At 62.9% G+C, this 19,248-nt stretch carries 19 protein-coding genes and 1 riboswitch; of the genes, 6 read left to right on the forward strand and 13 right to left on the reverse strand.

Annotation, left to right across the window (positions count from 1 at the left end; genetic code table 11):
• The first annotated feature begins 275 nt into the window (after positions 1 to 275).
• Positions 276 to 1,268: an AraD1 family protein gene (gene araD1 / locus AC0L17_RS22530; RefSeq protein ID WP_023802192.1), complete on the forward strand. Its 993-nt coding sequence runs from the start codon at positions 276 to 278 to the stop codon at positions 1,266 to 1,268.
• Between the two features lie 177 nt (positions 1,269 to 1,445).
• Here araD1 and AC0L17_RS22535 read toward each other — a convergent pair whose 3' ends face one another.
• Together AC0L17_RS22535 and AC0L17_RS22540 are read right to left on the reverse strand one after the other, a co-directional pair.
• The gene (locus AC0L17_RS22535; protein WP_091600343.1) at positions 1,446 to 2,219 is read right to left on the reverse strand and encodes an ABC transporter substrate-binding protein; all 774 of its coding nucleotides are present in this window, start codon (positions 2,217 to 2,219) and stop codon (positions 1,446 to 1,448) included.
• Between the two features lie 93 nt (positions 2,220 to 2,312).
• Positions 2,313 to 3,407: a 2'-deoxycytidine 5'-triphosphate deaminase gene (locus AC0L17_RS22540; protein ID WP_023802190.1), complete on the reverse strand. Its 1,095-nt coding sequence runs from the start codon at positions 3,405 to 3,407 to the stop codon at positions 2,313 to 2,315.
• A 125-nt stretch (positions 3,408 to 3,532) separates the two neighbouring features.
• Positions 3,533 to 3,610: riboswitch (SAM riboswitch) on the forward strand.
• A 73-nt stretch (positions 3,611 to 3,683) separates the two neighbouring features.
• Between AC0L17_RS22540 and AC0L17_RS22545 the strand changes: the two genes are divergently transcribed.
• Positions 3,684 to 4,874 carry an O-succinylhomoserine sulfhydrylase gene (locus AC0L17_RS22545; RefSeq protein WP_473517453.1) on the forward strand — a complete coding sequence of 397 codons (1,191 nt, stop codon included), beginning with the start codon at positions 3,684 to 3,686 and terminating at the stop codon, positions 4,872 to 4,874.
• A gap of 46 nt (positions 4,875 to 4,920) precedes the next feature.
• On the opposite strand, the gene AC0L17_RS22550 is transcribed toward AC0L17_RS22545, so the two are convergent.
• Entirely contained in the window at positions 4,921 to 6,075 is a 1,155-nt protein-coding gene (locus tag AC0L17_RS22550) for a ceramide glucosyltransferase (protein WP_473517454.1), read from the reverse strand.
• 257 nt (positions 6,076 to 6,332) lie between these two features.
• On the opposite strand from AC0L17_RS22550, the gene apaG reads away from it, so the two are divergent.
• Positions 6,333 to 6,725 carry a Co2+/Mg2+ efflux protein ApaG gene (apaG, locus tag AC0L17_RS22555; protein ID WP_023802187.1) on the forward strand — a complete coding sequence of 131 codons (393 nt, stop codon included), beginning with the start codon at positions 6,333 to 6,335 and terminating at the stop codon, positions 6,723 to 6,725.
• 79 nt (positions 6,726 to 6,804) lie between these two features.
• Here apaG and AC0L17_RS22560 read toward each other — a convergent pair whose 3' ends face one another.
• The 3 genes from AC0L17_RS22560 to AC0L17_RS22570 form a co-directional block, all read right to left on the reverse strand.
• Positions 6,805 to 7,815: an Hsp33 family molecular chaperone gene (locus tag AC0L17_RS22560; RefSeq protein WP_473517455.1), complete on the reverse strand. Its 1,011-nt coding sequence runs from the start codon at positions 7,813 to 7,815 to the stop codon at positions 6,805 to 6,807.
• 147 nt (positions 7,816 to 7,962) lie between these two features.
• The gene (argF, locus tag AC0L17_RS22565; protein ID WP_473517456.1) at positions 7,963 to 8,874 is read right to left on the reverse strand and encodes an ornithine carbamoyltransferase; all 912 of its coding nucleotides are present in this window, start codon (positions 8,872 to 8,874) and stop codon (positions 7,963 to 7,965) included.
• Between the two features lie 17 nt (positions 8,875 to 8,891).
• Positions 8,892 to 10,091: an acetylornithine transaminase gene (locus tag AC0L17_RS22570; RefSeq protein WP_473517457.1), complete on the reverse strand. Its 1,200-nt coding sequence runs from the start codon at positions 10,089 to 10,091 to the stop codon at positions 8,892 to 8,894.
• A gap of 355 nt (positions 10,092 to 10,446) precedes the next feature.
• Between AC0L17_RS22570 and AC0L17_RS22575 the strand changes: the two genes are divergently transcribed.
• The gene (locus tag AC0L17_RS22575; RefSeq protein WP_027155176.1) at positions 10,447 to 10,965 is read left to right on the forward strand and encodes a GcrA family cell cycle regulator; all 519 of its coding nucleotides are present in this window, start codon (positions 10,447 to 10,449) and stop codon (positions 10,963 to 10,965) included.
• 135 nt (positions 10,966 to 11,100) lie between these two features.
• Here the strand turns inward: AC0L17_RS22575 and AC0L17_RS22580 are convergent, their stop codons facing one another.
• From AC0L17_RS22580 to AC0L17_RS22590, 3 genes are all read right to left on the reverse strand, one after another.
• Positions 11,101 to 12,108 (reverse strand): magnesium and cobalt transport protein CorA, encoded by a 1,008-nt coding sequence (locus tag AC0L17_RS22580; RefSeq protein WP_027155175.1) that lies wholly within the window; start codon positions 12,106 to 12,108, stop codon positions 11,101 to 11,103.
• A 91-nt stretch (positions 12,109 to 12,199) separates the two neighbouring features.
• On the reverse strand, positions 12,200 to 12,925 hold the full coding sequence (gene phoU, locus AC0L17_RS22585; protein WP_023802181.1) for a phosphate signaling complex protein PhoU: 726 nt from the start codon (positions 12,923 to 12,925) through the stop codon (positions 12,200 to 12,202).
• Between the two features lie 201 nt (positions 12,926 to 13,126).
• Positions 13,127 to 14,398 carry a sensor histidine kinase gene (locus AC0L17_RS22590; protein WP_473517458.1) on the reverse strand — a complete coding sequence of 424 codons (1,272 nt, stop codon included), beginning with the start codon at positions 14,396 to 14,398 and terminating at the stop codon, positions 13,127 to 13,129.
• A gap of 194 nt (positions 14,399 to 14,592) precedes the next feature.
• Here AC0L17_RS22590 and ppk2 point away from each other — a divergent pair, with 194 nt between their 5' ends.
• The gene (ppk2, locus tag AC0L17_RS22595; protein WP_473517459.1) at positions 14,593 to 15,501 is read left to right on the forward strand and encodes a polyphosphate kinase 2; all 909 of its coding nucleotides are present in this window, start codon (positions 14,593 to 14,595) and stop codon (positions 15,499 to 15,501) included.
• 71 nt (positions 15,502 to 15,572) lie between these two features.
• Here the strand turns inward: ppk2 and AC0L17_RS22600 are convergent, their stop codons facing one another.
• From AC0L17_RS22600 to AC0L17_RS22610, 3 genes are all read right to left on the reverse strand, one after another.
• The gene (locus tag AC0L17_RS22600; protein WP_084646899.1) at positions 15,573 to 16,319 is read right to left on the reverse strand and encodes an enoyl-CoA hydratase-related protein; all 747 of its coding nucleotides are present in this window, start codon (positions 16,317 to 16,319) and stop codon (positions 15,573 to 15,575) included.
• 15 nt (positions 16,320 to 16,334) lie between these two features.
• Positions 16,335 to 16,973 (reverse strand): acyl-homoserine-lactone synthase, encoded by a 639-nt coding sequence (locus AC0L17_RS22605; RefSeq protein ID WP_027155170.1) that lies wholly within the window; start codon positions 16,971 to 16,973, stop codon positions 16,335 to 16,337.
• Between the two features lie 97 nt (positions 16,974 to 17,070).
• Positions 17,071 to 17,805 (reverse strand): helix-turn-helix transcriptional regulator, encoded by a 735-nt coding sequence (locus tag AC0L17_RS22610; RefSeq protein ID WP_091600335.1) that lies wholly within the window; start codon positions 17,803 to 17,805, stop codon positions 17,071 to 17,073.
• Between the two features lie 291 nt (positions 17,806 to 18,096).
• Here AC0L17_RS22610 and AC0L17_RS22615 point away from each other — a divergent pair, with 291 nt between their 5' ends.
• Entirely contained in the window at positions 18,097 to 18,915 is an 819-nt protein-coding gene (locus AC0L17_RS22615; protein WP_236379274.1) for a transporter substrate-binding domain-containing protein, read from the forward strand.
• Here AC0L17_RS22615 and AC0L17_RS22620 read toward each other — a convergent pair.
• Complete coding sequence (locus AC0L17_RS22620) at positions 18,891 to 19,085, reverse strand: hypothetical protein (RefSeq protein ID WP_473517460.1); 195 nt, start codon at positions 19,083 to 19,085, stop codon at positions 18,891 to 18,893. The two genes, AC0L17_RS22615 and AC0L17_RS22620, sit on opposite strands and share 25 nt — an antisense overlap.
• Positions 19,086 to 19,248 lie beyond the last annotated feature (163 nt).

Here is a 19,248-nt window from a genome sequence, read left to right on the forward strand (position 1 = left end):
ATGCATGTCGCCAAAAATGTGCAGCGTGTTGGGACAACGGCACGCATAAAAGCAAGGATTAAAGCGGGCCCGTTTTCAAACGCGGCGCGCTTTTAGGAGGCACGGGTCACATCGCGGCGCTGCCGGGCGACGCAAGGAAGTCCCCCCAGGGGACCGGGCCCGCGAGCGCAATCCGGACGAAGAATTTCACCCGTGGCGCGGACAACGTCCGAGCTGCGCCAGGAAAAGCTGGCCAGACCGGCAGGCCGGCCAAGGCAATTGAGAGAGGGTACGTCATGCTGATTTCCCAGATCCTCGACGAGGCGGAGACCATCCGCGTCGTCGCCCGCAACGGCGGCAAGACCAGAATCATCAACGGCGCCCGCAGCGTCTATTCGCTGGCGATGGAGGCCGCGCGCACCGGCACCGGGCTTGTCGCCCTCATCGAGCGCAAGGGTTTTGGTGAAGCGGTCGACCTCGATGCCGCCTACAAGAAGGGGCGGCTGTTGTCGCCGATCAACCATCCCGACCCGGCGCATCTCCACCTCACCGGTACCGGGCTGACACATCTCGGCTCCGCCGCGACCCGCGATTCCATGCACAAGAAGCTCAGCAGCGACGGCGAGGAGCAACTCACCGATTCCATGAAGATGTTCCGCATGGGGCTGGAGGGCGGCAAGCCGGCCAAGGGCCAGACCGGCGTGCAGCCGGAATGGTTCTACAAGGGCAACGGCACCATGGCAGTGGCGCCCGGTGCGGCACTTCTGTCGCCCGCCTTCGCCGAGGATGCCGGCGAGGAGCCGGAAGTCGCCGGCATCTATGTCATCGGCGACGACGGCGTCCCGTTCCGCGTCGGCTTCACGCTGTCAAACGAGTTTTCCGATCACGTCACCGAGCGCGTGAACTATCTTTTCCTCGCGCATTCCAAGCTGCGCAACGCTTCGTTCGGGCCGGAGATCCTGATCGGCGAGCTGCCGTCCGACGTCAGGGGTTCCTCGCGCATCCTCCGCGACGGCCAGCTGCTGTGGGAAAAACCGTTCCTGTCGGGCGAGGCCAACATGTCGCACACCATCGCCAATCTAGAACATCACCACTTCAAATATTCGGCCTTCCGCCAGCCGGGCGACGTGCATGTGCACATGTTCGGCACCGCGACACTGTCCTTCGCCGACGGCGTCAGGACCGAGGCCGGCGATGTCTTCGAAATCGAGGCCAAGGATTTCGGCCTGCCGCTGCGCAACCCGCTTGAAATCGAGCAGCCGGTGAAGGTGGCGGTGAAGGCGCTGTGACGGCGTGATCTCCCCCCTTGAGGGGGAGATGTCGCCGAGGGCGACAGAGGGGGTCGTCTCGCGTAGAGCGCCAGCCCCCTGCGTCTGCGATAAAGAGAGCCGGGCCCGGCCGGACCGACCCCCTCTGGCCTGCCGGCCATCTCCCCCTCAAGGGGGGAGATTGGCAGCTTCGACCTCTCAATAAATATCGAAGTCGAAATATTTGGCCTGGATCTTCTTGTAGGTGCCGTCGGCGACGATCGCGTCGATCGCGGCGTTGAGCTTTTCGCGCAGCGCAGTGTCTTCCTGGCGCACGGCGATACCGGCTTCGGTCTCCGTGCCCTTGACGTCGCCGACCATCTTGCAGCAGTCGTCGCTCGACTTCTTCATCCAGTCCATCAGCACGAATTTGTCTGAAAGGACGGCATCGAGACGGCCGTTCATCAGGTCGGCGACCGCCTCCTCCTGGGTTGGATAGAGCTTCGCCTCGGCGCCGGCCTTGCCATAGACATCCTGGGCATAGTCGGCCTGGGTGGTCGAAGCCTGGGCGCCGACTGTCTTGCCGGCGAGTGCCGCCGGTTCGGTCGAGGCAATATCGCTGTCCTTCAAGGCCACCAGCGAAAGCGGCGTCGTATAGTATTTGTTGGTGAAGGAGACCTGCTTCTTGCGCTCCTCGGTAATGCTCATGGACGCGATGATGGCGTCGAATTTTTTGGCCTGGAGCGCCGGGATCATGCCGTCCCAGTCCTGCGTGACAAGTTCGCATTCGACCTTCATCTGAGCGCAAAGCGCATTGGTGATGTCGATGTCGAAGCCGACGAGCTTGCCATCCGCGGTGATGGTGTTGAACGGCGGATAGGCGCCTTCAGTGGCGATCTTCAACTTTTCCTGTGCTTGCGCCGACAGCGACCCGACTGACATCGCCAGCATGACGGCTGTTGCTGCCGATGCGATCCATCTTGAAATCTGCATTTTTTGTTCCCCTTGTTCCAACCGTATTGACGGCTAAGACAGCCAAGCACGACCCGTAAGGTCAGGCAAGCATGGTCTGATCATAGTGGGCGATCAGCGCGCGGCGCGAAAATGCTTGGACAGTTTCAGGCCCTGCGCCTGATAGTTCGAGCCGAGATCTGTGCCGTAGAGCGCCTGCGGCCGCTTCAGCATGTGCTCGTAGACCAGCCGTCCGACGATCTGGCCGTGGTCGAGGATGAACGGCACTTCGTGGCTGCGCACTTCGAGCACGGCCCGGCTGCCGGTGCCGCCCGAGGCCGAATGGCCGAAACCCGGATCGAAGAAACCGGCATAGTGGACGCGGAATTCGCCGACCAGCGGATCGAAGGGCGTCATCTCGGCGGCATAGAGCGGCGGCACATGCACCGCTTCCTGGCTGACGAGGATATAAAATTCGTCCGGATCGAGCACCAGTTCGCCGGCGCCGCTCTTGTAGAGCGGGTCCCAGAAATCGACGACATCCTGCGCGGCGCGCTTGTCGACATCGACCAGGCCGGTGTGGTGCTTGCCGCGGTAGCCGACCAGCCCGTCCTTGTCGCCGTCGAGGTCGATCGACAGTGCGATGCCGCCGCCGGAAATGTTCGGCGGCTCGGTGGCGACGAGCGTCTCGGCACGGTGCAATTCGTGCAGCTCGCTTTCCGACAAAAGCGCATTGCCGGTGCGGAACCGGATCTGCGACAGCCGCGAGCCGGCGCGGACGACGATCGGAAAGGTGCGCGGGCTGACTTCGAGATAGAGCGGGCCGTTGTAGCCGGCAGCGATCTTGTCGAACTCGTGGCCGCGATCGGTCATCACGCGGGTGAAGATGTCGAGCCGCCCGGTCGAGCTTTTTGGGTTGGCCGAGGCGGAAATGTTTGCCGGAAGCGCCAGGCTCTCGAGCAGCGGCACGATATAGACGCAGCCCGTCTCCAGCACCGCACCATCGGTGAGATTGATTTCGTGCAGCTTCAGGCGGTCGAGTTTTTCAGCAACCCTGTGGTTGGGGCCGGGCAGGAAGGAGGCGCGCACCCGCCAGGCCTTGTCGCCAAGCCTGAGGTCCAGGCTGGCCGGCTGGACCTGGTCGGCGTCGAGCGCGCGCGGCGACTTCAGCGCGCCCGACTGGTACAGCGCGGAAATATCCTGATCCGGAAGAATGCCTGTCTGCCGCAAAGTCTGGCTCCGCTCGAAGGCCGGGCGTGGTCTCGTCTTGTCGCAGGTTCTTGCCGTGGAACCCGCTGGTACAAACCTCTTAATCATGCCGGCAATTGACGCAAGCGCGGTGCAGGTCTAAAGGATCGTTATCCCGTGGTGATTTGGCCGGTCGGCTTGCAGCCACGTTAAACAAGTCGCTAAAGGACCGTCGGGCCGAAAGGCCGTACGACCGGTTGCGACTTTCGCGGCCGGTTTTTTTGTGTTTGGACCATTTTTTCTGTTTGGAACAAGGTGATGACGAGCAAAACGCGCAACTGGAAGCCTCAGACCGCCCTCGTGCATGCAGGAACGCTGCGTTCCGGCTTCGGCGAAACCTCCGAGGCGATGTATCTCACGCAAGGCTATGTCTACGATACGGCGCAGGCGGCGGAAGCCCGCTTCAAGGGCGAGGAACCGGGCTTCATCTATTCGCGCTATGCCAATCCGACGGTCGACATGTTCGAGAAGCGCATGTGTGCGCTGGAAGGTGCCGAAGATGCCCGCGCCACCGCATCCGGCATGGCGGCGGTGACGGCGGCGTTGCTGTGCAGTGCCCGGGCCGGCGACCACATCGTGGCGGCGCGCGCGCTGTTCGGCTCCTGTCGCTGGGTGGTCGAGACGCTGGCGCCGAAATACGGCATCGAGGCGACGCTGGTCGACGGCACCGACATCGCCAATTGGGAAAAGGCGGTCAGGCCCAACACCAGGTTGTTCTTCCTTGAAAGCCCGACCAATCCAACGCTGGAGGTCGTCGACATCGCAGCCGTAGCCTCGCTTGCCGATTCGATCGGCGCGCGGCTGATCGTCGACAACGTCTTTGCCACGCCCTTGCAGCAGAAGCCGTTGCAACTCGGCGCCCATATCGTCGTCTATTCGGCGACCAAGCACATCGACGGCCAGGGGCGCTGCCTCGGCGGCATCATCCTGTCGGACAAGAAGTGGATCGACGAGAATTTGCACGACTACTTCCGCCACACCGGTCCCAGCCTCTCGCCCTTCAATGCCTGGACGCTGCTGAAGGGCCTGGAGACGCTGCCGCTGCGCGTGCGCCAGCAGACGGAAAGTGCCGGCCGGATCGCGGACTTCCTCGCCGAGCGATCGGAAATTGTCCGCGTCATCTATCCCGGCCGCGCCGATCACCCGCAGGCGGCGATCGTCAAGAAGCAGATGTCGGGCGGCTCGACGCTGATCTGCCTCGACGTCAAGGGAGGCAAGCAGGCGGCCTTCGCCTTCCAGAACGCGCTCGATGTCGTGCTGATCTCCAACAATCTCGGTGACGCCAAGAGCCTGATCACCCATCCGGCGACGACGACACACAAGAATCTGAGCGACGAGGCGCGGGCCGAACTTGGCATCGGGCCAGGCACGCTCAGGCTGTCCGTCGGACTGGAGGACACTGACGACCTGCTCGAAGACATCGAGCAGGCCTTGAAAGCCGCCAGGTAGGGATACGCGCCGAACTGCTGCGCTCTGATCTGCAAAGCAGGCGGGGTCAGGCGCCCGACGGCGTCTCTTCCAATTCCGCAACGGCGCTGGTTTGGATGGTCATCGTGTTGCCGCGCCAGTCGACGGCACCGCTGAGCCAGCCGCGCACCCAGATGGCGGGAAGCATCACGTCCCGCGCAACCATCGCCGGGATCATGCGCAGCGACAGGTGCCAGCCCTTGGCCGAGGCGAGAGCGCATTCCGGCAGATAGGCGACTATCAGCACGGCGATGGCGGTAGCCGGCAGGCTGAAACCGGCGCCTGCTGCCGCAACCAGCGCAAGCACCAGCGGCGGCGCCGCTCCGATCAGGATCTCGGGCGCGAAAAACAGTGGGAAGGTGACGCGACGGAGGCGTGCCCAGCGGGCCTGGCGCGACCAGATTTCGCCAAATGTGCGCAAGCCGAGCGGCTGTTCGAAGGGCGCGGCAACGAGATTGACGCGCAGTCCGAGCCCGTTGACCAGCTTGGTCGCGGCGGCATCCTCGGCAATCTCGGCGGCAAGCGCACGGATGCCGCCATTGGCGTCGAGCAATGGCTTGTTCCACAGCATGCTCTTGCCCTGGGCGAAACCGAGGCCGAGCGCCTCGCCGGCATATTGCCAGCGCGCCTGCAGCGTGTTGAGGAAAGCGCATTCGACCTCCGCCCAGAACCCGTCCGGCCGCGAGCCGATCGGCGTCGAGCAGACGAGGCCGGTGTCCTGCCGCCATGCCGTCATCAGATGCTGGACATAGTCCCTCGGCATCAGGACGTTGGAATCGGCAAGGATGACCCAGTGGTGGCGCGCGGCCTCCCAGGCCTTCACGCAATTGTTGAGTTTCGGATTGCCGCTGATGCGGTCGTCGCCGACCAGCAGCCGGGCCGGCACGGCCGGAAAGCGGGCGATCGCATCCGTGATCGGCCCGACCACCGGGTCGTCGGCATGGGCGACGCAGAAGATGAGCTCATAGTGCGGCCAGTCGAGAGAGAAGGCGCGCTCGAGCGTCTCCTCGGTAAACGGCTCGACGCCGCGCGACGGCACGACGATCGACACCGGCGGCGCCTTGGCGGCTGGCGGCGTGATCCTGCCAGGCCGCTTCAGCTTCAACGAAGCGAGCAGGATGCTGGCGAGATTGACAACAAGCAGAGCTATGGAAAGCAAGGCGGCTGTGACTGTCAATTCCATCAATATCTGGTCGCTCCAGAAAAACCGGCCGCATGAAAGCCGTTTTCAACAGTTCGACAGAATGCTGAGTCGCCCGGCCCTGCACGCCATCCCCGACCCTGCACACCATCATTGTCACGTGTCACTTAAATGACATTGTTGTTCGGCACCTGCGCTTAACAAATTCGGGCAACGATGGCAGACACCGAGGAGACGCACCCCGTTGACCGAACTGCGGAGAGGGTCGAATGTTCCGTCTGCATAGTGTGGAGTGATTTATGTACAGCGCCGTCACGCGCGACATCGAAGTGCAGGTCAGGCCGTTCTATCTGGAAGATCGCTCCGACCCGTCGGAGAACCGCTATGTCTGGGGCTACCAGGTGACCATCGACAACCAGTCGGATGAATTCGTGCAGCTTCTGTCGCGCTACTGGCAGATCACCGACGGCACCGGCCGGGTCGAAGAGGTGCGCGGCGCCGGCGTTGTCGGCGACCAGCCTGAACTCAATCCCGGCGATAGTTATCAGTATACGTCTGGCTGCCCACTCTCGACGCCATCCGGCATCATGGTCGGCCACTACACGATGCGCAACAAGCGGGGCGAAACGTTCGACGTCGCCATCCCCGCCTTTTCGCTCGACCTGCCGGGCACGCGGCGGACGGTGAACTGAGGCTCACTTGGGCTTCTCGCCCCAGGGCGAGGGGCGAGAAACCAAGCTCTGCGAAGGCACCGAGCAGCACTGACGCCGGCTATTGAGCCGCAGCAAATTCCGCCGGGTCGAAGTCATATTGCTTCGAGCAGAATTCGCAGGCGACGTGAATGCCGCCATCCTCGGTGCTATCCTTGATCTCGTCGGCGGAGAAGCCTCCGAGAATGCCGCGGATCTTCTCCCTGGAGCATGAGCACTGGTCGGCTACCGGCACGCCGCCGAAGACGCGCACGCCGTGCTCGTGGAACAGCCGGTAAAGCAACCGCTCGGCGCCGATCGTCGGGTCGATCAGTTCCGTCGGCTCGATGGTGCCAAGCAACGCCAGCAGTTCCTGCCAGGAATTGTCGGCCGGATCATGGATCTCCTCGCGCGGATCGCCGTCGCCACCCGGAAGGTCGGGCACGCGCATGCGTTCGGGCGATTGCGGCAGGAACTGTGCCAGGATGCCACCGGCGCGCCATTGCTCGCGGGCACCGCCGATGCCGGGCGTCAACAGCTTGGCCACCGAAAGCCTGAGATCAGTCGGGATCTGCTCCGACTGCCGGAAATAGGTGCGCGCGGCCTCCTCCAGCGTCTCGCCGTCGAGCTGGACGATGCCCTGATAGCGCTGCGTGTGGGCGCCTTGATCGATAGTCAGCGCCAGCACACCGCTGCCGAGCAGCGTCCGCTGCGAGGTCTCGCCGGCAGACGTCAGTGCCTCCAGCCGGTCGGCGTCGAAGCGGGCATAGGCGCGCAGCGCATGCGGCGTGGAAAAATCCGCCACCAGCATGTCGACCGGCCCATCGGTGCGGGTCTGCAGGATGAACTTGCCTTCGAACTTGAGCGAGGTGCCGAGCAGCACCGTCAGCACGCAGGCTTCCGCCAGCAGGCGGGCGACCGGCTCGGGATAGTCATGACGGCTGAGGATCGCGTCGAGCATCGGCCCGAGCTGGACGGTGCGGCCGCGCACGTCGAGCGGGCCGACCTCGAAGGGCACGACATGATCGTCGCCGGCGTAGCCGAATTCGCCGAGTTTGGGTTGATGTTCAGCCAATTGACGGGTTTCCAACATGACAAAGCTCCGGGGCGCGGCGATGCCGCCCTCCGGGGCGCATGCGTCGAAACGCGCTCGATTTGCGTGATGCGCCTGAGATAGGCATCACGCACTCCCGGATCAAGGCGGCCGGGATCACGGTGACCAGGATCACAGCAGCCCGGATCAAGCGCCGAGGCACCAGGCCAAAACCGCCTTCTGGGCGTGGAGCCGGTTCTCGGCCTCGTCGAACACCACCGAATGCGGGCCGTCGATGACTTCGTCGGTGACCTCCTCGCCGCGATGCGCCGGCAGGCAGTGCATGAACAACGCGTCGGGCTTTGCCTTCGCCATCAGTGCCGCATTGACCTGATAGGGTGAGAAGACATTGTGGCCGCGAGCACGGTGCTCCTGGCCCATCGACACCCAGCAATCGGTAACGACACAGTCGGCCTCGTGGACGGCCTCCTCGGGCGAGCGGGTGAAGTTCAACTTGCCGCCATGCGCCCTCGACCAGTCGACATGCTTCTGCGCCGGCTCGCTGCCTTCCGGCACGGCGACGTTGAGGTTGAAGCGGAACCGCGCCGAGGCCTCCAGCAGCGAATGCAGCACGTTGTTGCCGTCGCCGGTCCAGGCGATGGTCTTGCCGGCGACCGGGCCGCGATGCTCCTCGAAGGTCATGATGTCGGCCATCAGCTGGCAGGGATGGGTGTCGTCGGTCAACCCGTTGATGACGGGGACGGTCGCGTTCTCGGTCAGCTCCAGCAGCCGGTCATGCGACGTGGTGCGGATCATGATCGCGTCGACATAGCGCGACAGCACCTTGGCCGTGTCGGCGATGGTTTCGGAGCGGCCGAGCTGCATCTCGGCGCCGGTCAGCATGATGGTCTCGCCGCCGAGCTGGCGCATGCCGACGTCGAACGACACGCGCGTACGCGTCGACGGCTTGTCGAAGATCATCGCCAGCACCTTGCCTTCGAGCGGTTTTGTCCGCTCGCCGGCCTTCAGCCTCGCCTTTCGCACGACGGCATCGTCCACCATAAGGCGCAGATCGCCCTCGGAAACGGCGGAAAGATCGGTGAAATGGCGAAGGCTCATCTTGGGTCTTCCGACTGTTATTTCGCCGCAGCCGCGGCGATGGCGTCCGACAGGCCCCGGGCGCCGGCGCGGATGCGGTCGAGCGCCTCATGGATCTCGGCGTCGGTGACGGTGAGCGGCGGCAGCAGGCGAAGAACGTTGTCGCCGGCCGGAACCGCCAGCAGATGCTGGTCGCGCAACGCCATGTTCACCTTGGTGTTGGGCGCGGCGCATTTCAGGCCGAGCATCAGGCCGCTGCCTCTGATGTCTTCGATGACATCGGGAAATTCGTCGGCGACACCCGCCAGCCCCTGCTTCAGCAGCAACGCCTTGCGCTGCACATCCTCCAGAAAACCGTCTGCCAGCACCACGTCGAGCACTGCGTTGCCAACCGCCATCGCCAGCGGATTGCCGCCGAAAGTGGTGCCGTGCACGCCGGCGGTCATGCCGACGGCGGCCTCGTCGGTGGCGAGGCAGGCGCCCACCGGGAAGCCGCCGCCGATGCCCTTGGCGACCGCCATGATGTCGGGCGTGACGCCAGCCCATTCATGCGCGAACAGTTTTCCGGTGCGGCCGATGCCGCACTGGACCTCGTCGAAGATCAGCAGCAGATCATGCTGTTCGCAGAGCTGCCTCAACCGCTTCAGCGACTGTGTCGGCACCGGGCGAATACCGCCCTCGCCCTGCACCGGCTCGATCAGGATCGCGGCGGTGTCTGATGTGATCGCCTTTTCGACGGCCTCGATGTCGTCGAAACCGACCTGGTCGAAACCTTCGACCTTGGGGCCGAAACCTTCCAGGTATTTATACTGGCCGCCGGCGGCGATGGTCGCCAGCGTGCGGCCATGAAAGGCGCCTTCGAAGGTGACAATGCGAAAGCGCTCGGGATGGCCCCTGACGAAATGGTAGCGCCGCGCCGTCTTGATGGCGCATTCCAGAGCCTCGGCGCCGGAATTGGTGAAGAACACCTTGTCGGCGAAGGTGGCGTCGGCCAGCCGCTCGCCCAGACGGCTCTGCCCCGGAATCTCGTAGAGGTTGGAGACATGCCAGAGCTTGGCCGCCTGCTCGGTGAGTGCCGAGACCAGATGCGGATGGCTGTGGCCCAGCGAATTCACGGCAACGCCGCCGCCAAAATCGAGATATCGCTCGCCCTTGTCGGTGACCAGCCAAGTGCCTTCCCCATGGTCGAAGGCCAGGGGTGCGCGGGTAAAGGTCTCGAAAAGCGCCGAACCGCTCATTATATGCGTCTCCGGAACCGGAAAATCAAAAAGCCGCCAAAGCGGCGGCCTGTGCGGCTTATCGTGTTTTTCGGCCATGAAGTCAACGAAAACGTCGTGCAAGGACGCACGGCAAGCTTTCCAGCGAGACGCCGGCTCATCAGCGACCGGGCAAGTTGGGGAAAACCGAAAAAACCGATTCGTGTTGGCCCTCGGACTCTTGTCACCGAGTCAGCGCATAAGGTAATTGTAGGTCGAGAAATAACTAGATTTCGTGCGGCGGACCTAATCACCCGATATATGTGGTGTCTGCCCGGCGGAAGCCGGATCGTGGAAGGATTCCGATCGCCGCACATTTCAGCAGGAGCGCGGTCTCATGAATTGGACTGACGAGCGGGTCGAACTTCTTAGAAAATTGTGGTCGGAGGGGCTGAGCGCCAGCCAGATCGCCGCACAGCTTGGGGGTGTCAGCCGCAATGCCGTCATCGGCAAGGTGCATCGGCTGAAACTGTCGGGCCGCGGACGCGCGACTGCCACGCCGGCACGCCAGAAGAAGAGCGTGCAGGGATCGACCGTGCAGAAATCGGTGTCGCGGGCGGCTAGCACTGCGCGGCATATCACCACGTCGATCGGCGCGACCGCGCTGCAGGCGCAATTCGACGCCGTGCCGGTGACGCGTCATTATGTCCGTCCGGTCGAGAACGTCGTCGTGCCGATCTCGCGGCATCTGCAGCTCGTCGAATTGACGGAGCGGACATGCAAATGGCCGAATGGCGATCCGCTTTCGGAGGAGTTCCATTTCTGCGGCAACGACGCGGCCGAAACCGGACCCTATTGCAAGTATCACGCCCGCGTTGCGTTTCAGCCCGCTTCGGAGCGGCGGCGGAGCAGATAAGGGAATAAGGGAGTAGGGCAGTATGGGAGTAGGTAAAGATCAGGCTTAGTGAGTGCGACCTTGGCAAGGCAACGCACTACATACTCCCTTACTGCCCTACTCCCTTACTGCCCTACTCCCTTACTCCCTTCTCTTTCACAGCCAGCCGCTCTTGCGGAAGCGCCAGTAGAGAACCGAGCAGACCAAAATAATCGCTCCCAGAACGACCGGGTAGCCATATTCCATCCTAAGTTCCGGCATGTCGTTGAAGTTCATGCCGTAGATGCCTGCGAGCGCCGTCGGCACCGCCAGGATTGCAGCCCATGAGGCGAGCTTCTTGGTGATCGCCGTTTCCTGGCTCTGGCCAACCAGGAGGCTCGCCTCGAAGGCAAATGCGAGCACCTCCCGCAAGCTGTCGATCTTCTCCTGGACGGTGCGGATGTGGTCGGTGACGTCGCGGAACAGCGGGTGCATGGCCGCATGGATCTGCGGCAGGTCGGCGCTGGTCAACCGGCGGCAGACTTCCACCAGCGGCAGCGCGGCGTTGCGCAGGCGCAAGAGATCGCGGCGCAGCATGTAGAGCCGCTCTATGTCGGAGCCGGTCATCGGCTTCAGCAGAACCCTGTCCTCGATCGCCTCGACCTCGTCCTCGATCTGCTCGAGCACCGGCATGTAGTTGTCGACGATGAAATCGAGAATGGCATAGAGGACGAAATCCTCGCCTTTGGCTAGCGAATGCGGGCAGCTTTCCCAATGCTGGCGAACGACGGCATAAGAAGTCGACGGACCGTGCCTGACGCTGACGATGTAGCCGGCGCCGACGAACAGATGCGTCTCGCCGAAGGTGACGCGCCTGTCGATCAGTTGAGCCGTGCGGGCAACGATGAATAACGCATCGCCATATTGCTCGATCTTCGGCCGCTGATGCGGATGCTCGGCGTCCTCGATCGCCAGATCGTGCAGGTGGAATTGCGCCTGGACACGAAGCAACAGGTCGCGGTCCGGCTCCAGCAGGCCGATCCAGACGACATGACCTGGCTTCTTGGCCCATTCGCCGGCTTCCTCGATCGGAATGTCGGCGACACGCCGGCCGGCGGTATAGACGCTGGAAGCGACGATGGCCGATGTCGGCGGGGCCGGCGTCAGGTTCCGAACGGTTTCCATCGCTACCTCCTGGAGGCATGGCCTCGGGTCAGGATCAGGAACGTTCGGTAAAGCTTAGCCTAAATCAGCAATGGGTTCGAGAGGCAGCCGTTCACTTCGCCGGTAGCGTTGCGGGAAGCACAATCTTGTCTGTCTTGTCGCCCTTCGGCCGCTCGGCCGGCATCTGGTCGCCGGTGACGATGTAGTAGATCGTCTCGGCGATATTGGTGGCGTGGTCGCCGATCCGCTCGATGTTCTTCGCGCAGAACAGCAGGTGCGTGCAGGGCGTGATGTTGCGCGGATCTTCCATCATGTAGGTCAGCAACTCGCGAAACAGCGAGGTATATACGGCGTCGATCTGATCGTCGCGGTCACGCACGAAGCCGATCTTTTCCACCGAGCGCGACGCATAGACGTCGAGCACTTCCTTGAGCTGCGTCAACGCCAGGTCCGCCAAAGCCTCGATGCCGCGGAACAGGCTCGTCGGCTGGCGCCCTTCTATGACGGCAACCACGCGCTTGGCGACATTCTTGCCGAGGTCGCCGACCCGTTCGAGATCCGCCGAGATGCGGATGGCGCCGACGATCTCGCGCAAATCCGTCGCCATCGGCTGGCGCTTGGCGATGATGATGATCGCCTTGTCGTCGATCTCGCGCTGCCCCTGGTCAAGAACGGCATCGTCGCGGATGACCTTCTGGGCAAGGCCAGGGTCGGCGTTGACCAGAGCGGCAATCGCCTGTTCGACCATGCGTTCGGCATGCCCGCCCATCGCGGCAATGCGCTTCGACAGATATTTCAGCTCCTCGTCATAGGCGCTGACGATGTGCACGGACTGCATGGAATGCCTTCCCGGGTCTTCTGGTCCGAGTCGTTCCTCGAATCCCCGCTGATACGCTAGCCGGATGACAGAAAAAAGAAACCGTTAGAGCGACGTGCGTCCACTAGGCCACAGAATAGGCTCTAAAGTCCTGTATCCACGCATCCGGCGGTCCTAAAGTCTTCCGGTACTCGGGCCGGCGCGTTCTTAGATAGTGAGATGTCAGTGCGCCAGCAAATGCACCGTGAAAGCTGCGCCGTTGCCGACCTCCGATGTGATCGACAGCCTGGCATTGTGGCGCGTCAGGATATGCTTGACGATGGACAGGCCAAGGCCCGTGCCCTTCTGGGTCCGGCTGTTTTCGACGTCGACGCGGTAGAAACGTTCGGTGATGCGCGGGATGTGCTCCTCGGGAATGCCGGGGCCGAAGTCCCGGATGGTGACGTCGATGCCCGGTTCGGGACCGTCATCGCTGTGGGCAATCGTCACCACGACACGTCCACCCGACTGTCCATATTTGCAGGCGTTTTCCAGCAGATTTTCGAAAACCTGGAAAAGTTCATCGCGATCCCCCGGCACATTGAGTGGTCCTTTCGCGAAATCCCGCTCGATGGCAACGCCGTTTTCGCGGGCAAGCGGACCCAGCGAATCGATGACGCTGTCGAGGGTCTGGCGGAGATCGACCTCGGTTCCCGGCTTCAGATAGGGTTTCATCTCCAGCCGCGACAGCGACAGCAGGTCGTCGATCAGACGCGCCATGCGGCCGGTCTGGTTGTGCATGATCTGCAGGAACTGCTCGCGCGCCGCCGGGTCGTTGCGGGCCGGGCCGCGCAGCGTCTCGATGAAACCGGAGATCGAGGCGAGCGGAGTTCGCAGCTCATGGCTGGCATTGGCGATGAAGTCGGCCCGCATCCGGTCGATCCGGCGCGCCTCGCTCTGGTCCTTGAAGACCAGCACATAGAGGTCGGTGCCGTGGCCGACCGAAGAGGCACTCACCCGATAGGCCCGTTCGACCGGCAGCTTTTCGGTGTATTCGACGACGTCCGCAGCGGCGGCGCCCGACAGGATACTGTCCAGCAGGGCCTGCATCTCGGGCGCGCGGAATTTCAGCGACAGCGACATGCCCGGTGCGATGCCGGCGAAGGCAGCGAAGGCGGCGGCGTTGGCATGGACGATCGTCGCGGTGCGATCGAAGATGATCAGCGGATCGGCAACGGCAGCCGCCAGATATTCTCCCGACAGCTGTTGTAGCCCGCCTGCCTCGATCGCCGCGACATCCTCCGCGGACTGGCGCGCTACGCCGGCCGGCAGCATCGCGGCGGCGAGCAGCAGCACAGCACATGCCAGCAGCACAACATAGAAGGACATGTCTGCGAAACCATAGACCGTCAAGACCGCGACGATGCCGGTCGCAAGCAGCCAGCGGCTGTTCCACAACCGGGTGGCGACGGCTTGCGCCGTGGTTCGCTGTTCTGCGCCGCCCATATCAGCCATTGTCAGCTACTGTCAGCCATTCGCGCGCACTGTGCCTCCGTCCCCACCCCGACCGGCCGGTTGGAAACTTCCAGCTGACCGGCGCTATCACTAAATCTGCTGCATCGTTCCTTTCGAAAATCGATTCCGATTTTCGGGCCGATGCAGTAAGGCTCCCAATAGCATGAGTCCGGAAGCTGGAAAGGTTCGTCTCGATGAAAAAACCCAAGGAAGATGCCGCCGCGCCTGTTCCAAGTCCGCAAAAGATCCGGATCGGCGGCAAGGAGTTCGAGTTCGACATCGAGGATCCCAAGCTTCCTGACTGGATCGAGGACAACAAGCTGACCGCCGGCGGCTACCCCTACGACAAGAAAATGAAAAGCGACGAGTATGACGAGACGCTCGAGCGGCTGCAGATCGAGCTGGTCAAGGCGCAGGCATGGCTGCAATCGACGGGCAAGCGGGTGATGTCGCTGTTCGAAGGACGCGATGCCGCCGGCAAGGGCGGCACAATCTTCGCGCTGCGCCAGTACATGAACCCCAGGACAGCGCGCAACGTGGCGCTGACCAAGCCTAGCCCAACCGAACTCGGCCAATGGTATTTCCAGCGCTATGTCGCGCACTTTCCGACATCCGGCGAGTTCGTCACCTTCGACCGCTCCTGGTACAATCGCGCCGGCGTCGAGCCGGTCATGGGCTTCTGCACGCCGGAGCAGCATCAGAGATTCCTGGACGAGACGCCGTATTTTGAACGGATGATCTGCAACGAGGGCATCCATTTCTTCAAATTCTGGCTGAACATCGGTCGGGAAACACAGCTTGAGCGGTTTCACGATCGCCGCTGGAGTCCTTTGAAGAACTGGAAATTCTCGCCGATCGATATTGCGGGCATCGCCAAATGGGACGATTACACCAAGGCGCGCGATCTCATGTTCGAACGCACCCATAAGGAATTCGCGCCTTGGATCATCATCCAGGCCAACGACAAGCGGCGCGCGCGACTTGCCATCATCCGGCGCATCCTGTTGTCGCTTCCCTATGACGGCCGCGATCTCGACGCCATCGGCAAGGAAGACAAGAAGATCATCGGGGAAGGGCCTTCGTTCCTGGGAAGACAGGCCTGAAGCGCTGCCGCGCGCCGCCAAGGACGCGCGGCACGATTCCGGATATTCCTGTCATTCTGCCGAACGACTTCTCATGCCGCCAGCCGGGCAATCCGCTGCAGCCGCCGCAGTGTGGTATCGTCCTGCAAAGCCTGCTGAAACAGCGAAATCTCCTGGTCGATGCGATCGCAGAGTGCGCCTGTGTCGCCCTTGAGCAGGTCGCGCGTCTGCAGCAGTGCGGCGACCGGCTTCTTGGCGAGTTGCCTGGCTCTGCCAAGTGCGGCTTCCTCGACGTCGCCCACCACGATCTCCGTGACCAGGCCAAGCATCCTGGCGTCTGCGGCACTGAGCGTGTCGCCCAGGCAGAAGAAGCGGAAAGCGCCGGCATAACCGAGTTTTTGCGGCGCCAGGATGCTGGTCGCCGCGTCCGGCACGAGGCCGAAATCGACGAACGGCACCCGGAACGTGCTTTCGTCAGATGCGATCACCATGTCGCAATGGAACAGGATGGTGCAGCCGACACCGACGGCGTCGCCGTCGACACAGGCAAGGACCGGTTTGGGGAACGTCGCCAACGTGCGGAACATGTCGGTGACGGCAGCGATCAACCGTTGATGCTTGGTGGCGTCGAGGAACTCGGAGAAATCGCCGCCGAGGCAGAAGCAGCCGGCGAGGCCGCGCAGCACCACGACGCGCACATCATCGTCGATTGCAGCTTCGTGGAAGATCCTGGCCAGGCTTTCATAGGCTCGCCCGTCCAGCACCGGCCGGCCGTCATCCGACGACACCGTGACGATCAACGAATGATTGCGGAACTCTGTTTGCGGGTGGATGTTCATGGCTGTCTCCAATTCTCACGAGGCCTGCCTCATTCCGAGCCTGTCGGGATATCCCCTGGCCAGAACCGGCGCGAAATGACTGCGACGCGACCGCACCACCTCAAGCGTGTGCTCGTTGAAGGTGAGCAGCGTGGCGACGACCTGCTGGTTGCCATAGGTGCGCTGGTAGCCAAGCGGTTTCGCCAGGAAGTGCAACTGCAGCGCCCGCAGGACCCACATCGGTTCGAACTCGATGATCACCTGGTTGACATTCCGCTTCAGCCCCCACTCGACGAAGCCGGCAATGAGCTCGGTGCCGACCGTCGAGACGCCGCGCTTGCCGTCACGAAAGCCCGGCGCGACCGCATAGCGGGTCAGTTCCCACACGTTCGGCCCGGATGGCGGCGTGCCTTCAAAGAGGTCGGCCAGCACCTCGGTCAGAAGATGCGCACGCGTTGTCGGCAACATCCGCTGATAACCGGCGAGCTCGCCATTGCGGATGACGAGCTGATGCACCGCCTCGTCATGGTCGAACTGATCGATCTCAAGGCCGTCGGGGCGCTGCAGATCGGTCCACCCCATCTCCTCGACGAAAATCTTGTAGCGTAGGCGATGAACGGCCTCCCAAAGGTCGGGACGTTCCATAAGTTCCTGTGTTGTAAGGGAAAAAAGCATCTGCCGTCTCCTAGGTTCAATAGGAAGATACGGCCGGGCTGTCCCGAGGAAATTACGCGATCACGTAGGCAAGAATTTCTAGGCCGGCACGGCCGAGCTAGCTAATATAGCCGCGCCTTATCGCTTCCGCGACCGCCTGCACCCGGTTGACGGCACCGAGTTTGCTTTTGGCGTTAAGAAGGTGTTTCTCTGACGTGTGTTCCGAAATGCCGAGAATCTGTGAAATCTCCCATTCGGACTTGCCGACGGCGGCCCATTGCATGCATTCGCGCTCACGCGGCGTCAGTTCGACGTGGTGGTCGACGGTCTTGGCCGCCATCGTGTGGATCTGCATGGCGCGGCCAATCGCATAGGTCGCCACCAGCGACACCAGCCCAAAATCGGCGCCCGACAATTCGACGGCCTCGCCGCCCAGCGACACCATGACGATCTGGCCATCGAGCGTGATCAGCGGGAAGGCCAATCCGTCGCGCAGCTTGAATTCGCCGGCGTCGCCCATCACTTCGCCGCTGCTCTTGTCGATGCGGATGCTCTGGGACGCTTCCCGCCACTGGAACGGCGCCTGCAGCTGCTTCATGTGGCTGACGACGGGGTCATGGTCGACATAGTTGCGCGCCACATAGCGCTCCAGCCATTCTCCCGGCCACTCGCAAAGCAGCACATGGTCCTTTTGCTGGCCTCTTGGCGTGCCCGGTTGCGGAACCGTTCCGGCCATCAGCGCCGTCAAGCCGAACTCCGAGGTTATGCCAAGCAGCTTTTCGCAGACAGCGGCCGCCGTATCGGCGTGCTGCAGCTGATCTATGAATTCCAGTGTGCGATCGAAATGGCCCATTGCAACATCTACCCCATGTTGCCTTCCCGCGTTGAGATCAACGGCCCAGTGCTTGACCCGCACTTTGCCCTCGACCCCGGATTACAAACCTGCTCCCCTCAGTTTGCAGCGGCTTGCGGCTACCCTCCAGCCGACCGCCACACATGTTTGCAAGCTCGCTGAAGCATAGCCCTAAATCGGCGTGATGAAATCAAAAACCGTTGTGCCTGTGGCATTTTCGTACCAAAAGCCACATTGGACAGGACAGGGCGGAGCTCGATCGTGACGATTCGGTGGATGACCATCGTCTTGATGCTGGCAATGACGGGGGCAGCGTGGCTCACGGGAGCGCGTGCCGCGGAGCCGCAAGTGCCGGTGCTGTGGGATGCCAAGGAGCGGCTGCCGAAGCCTGACCTGTCCGCGCTGCCGCGTCTGAGATTCCTGACCACCACCGATTTCCCGCCGTTCAACTTCCTCGACGGAGCGGGCCGCTTGTCCGGCTTCCATGTCGATCTGGCGCGCGCGATCTGCGCCGAACTCGGCATCGCCGAAAAATGCCAGATCCAGGCGCTGCCTTGGGCCGAGCTCGAAGGGGCGCTGCAGAAGGGCGAAGGGGAAGCGATCATTGCCGGCATTGCCGCCACGCCGGAGTCGCGGTCGAAATATGCTTTCTCGCGTTCCTACCTGCAGTTTCCGGCGCGCTTCATCATGCCGAAGGCAAAGGCGCTCACGGAGCCTATCTTCGACAGACTGCGTGGCAAACGCGTCGGCGTGGTCGCAGGCTCCGCGCACGAGCGGATGCTGCGCGATTACTTCGGCACCGTCCAGGTCGTTCCTTTCGCGCAGCTGGAAGCGCTCTACGACGGTCTCAAGGCCGGCAAGGTCGACGCCGGCTTCGGCGACGGCATGCGCTTCGCCTTCTGGCTGGGCAGTTCGAATGCCGCAGCCTGCTGCCGCTTTGCCGGCGGTCCCTATCTGGCGCCCGAATATCTGGGGTCGGGTATGGCCATCGCCACCAGGGCCAACGATCCAGCGCTGGCCGCAGCGTTCGACTACGCACTGCAGGAGATTTCAGTGAAGGGAATCTTTGCCGAATTTTATCTGCGCTATTTCCCGGTCAGCTTTTTCTGATCCGGCCCGGTCAGTTTTTTCTGATCCGCGCGAACGGCGAACTGACGAGTTGTCCCCGCGCAGATGACGAGCCGATCCGCTTGGGCGATCCATCGGTGTTGCAACGGATCATGGCGAAGATCGAGGAACTTGGCCTTGTCGATCGGCAAAATGAAGGCCGCGAACTCCATTATCCGCGCATGGAAAAGGACGGCGCCGACGACGCAGCCATGATTGCGGTGATCGTCGCCCGGCCCCGCCTTTCGGCAGAAGTGGGGGGGGGGGGGGGGGGGGGGGGGGGGGGGGGAAGGGGGGCGGGGGGGGGGGGGCGGGGGGGGCCCGGGGGGGGGGGGG

The organism is Mesorhizobium sp. WSM4829 (assembly GCF_055811475.1).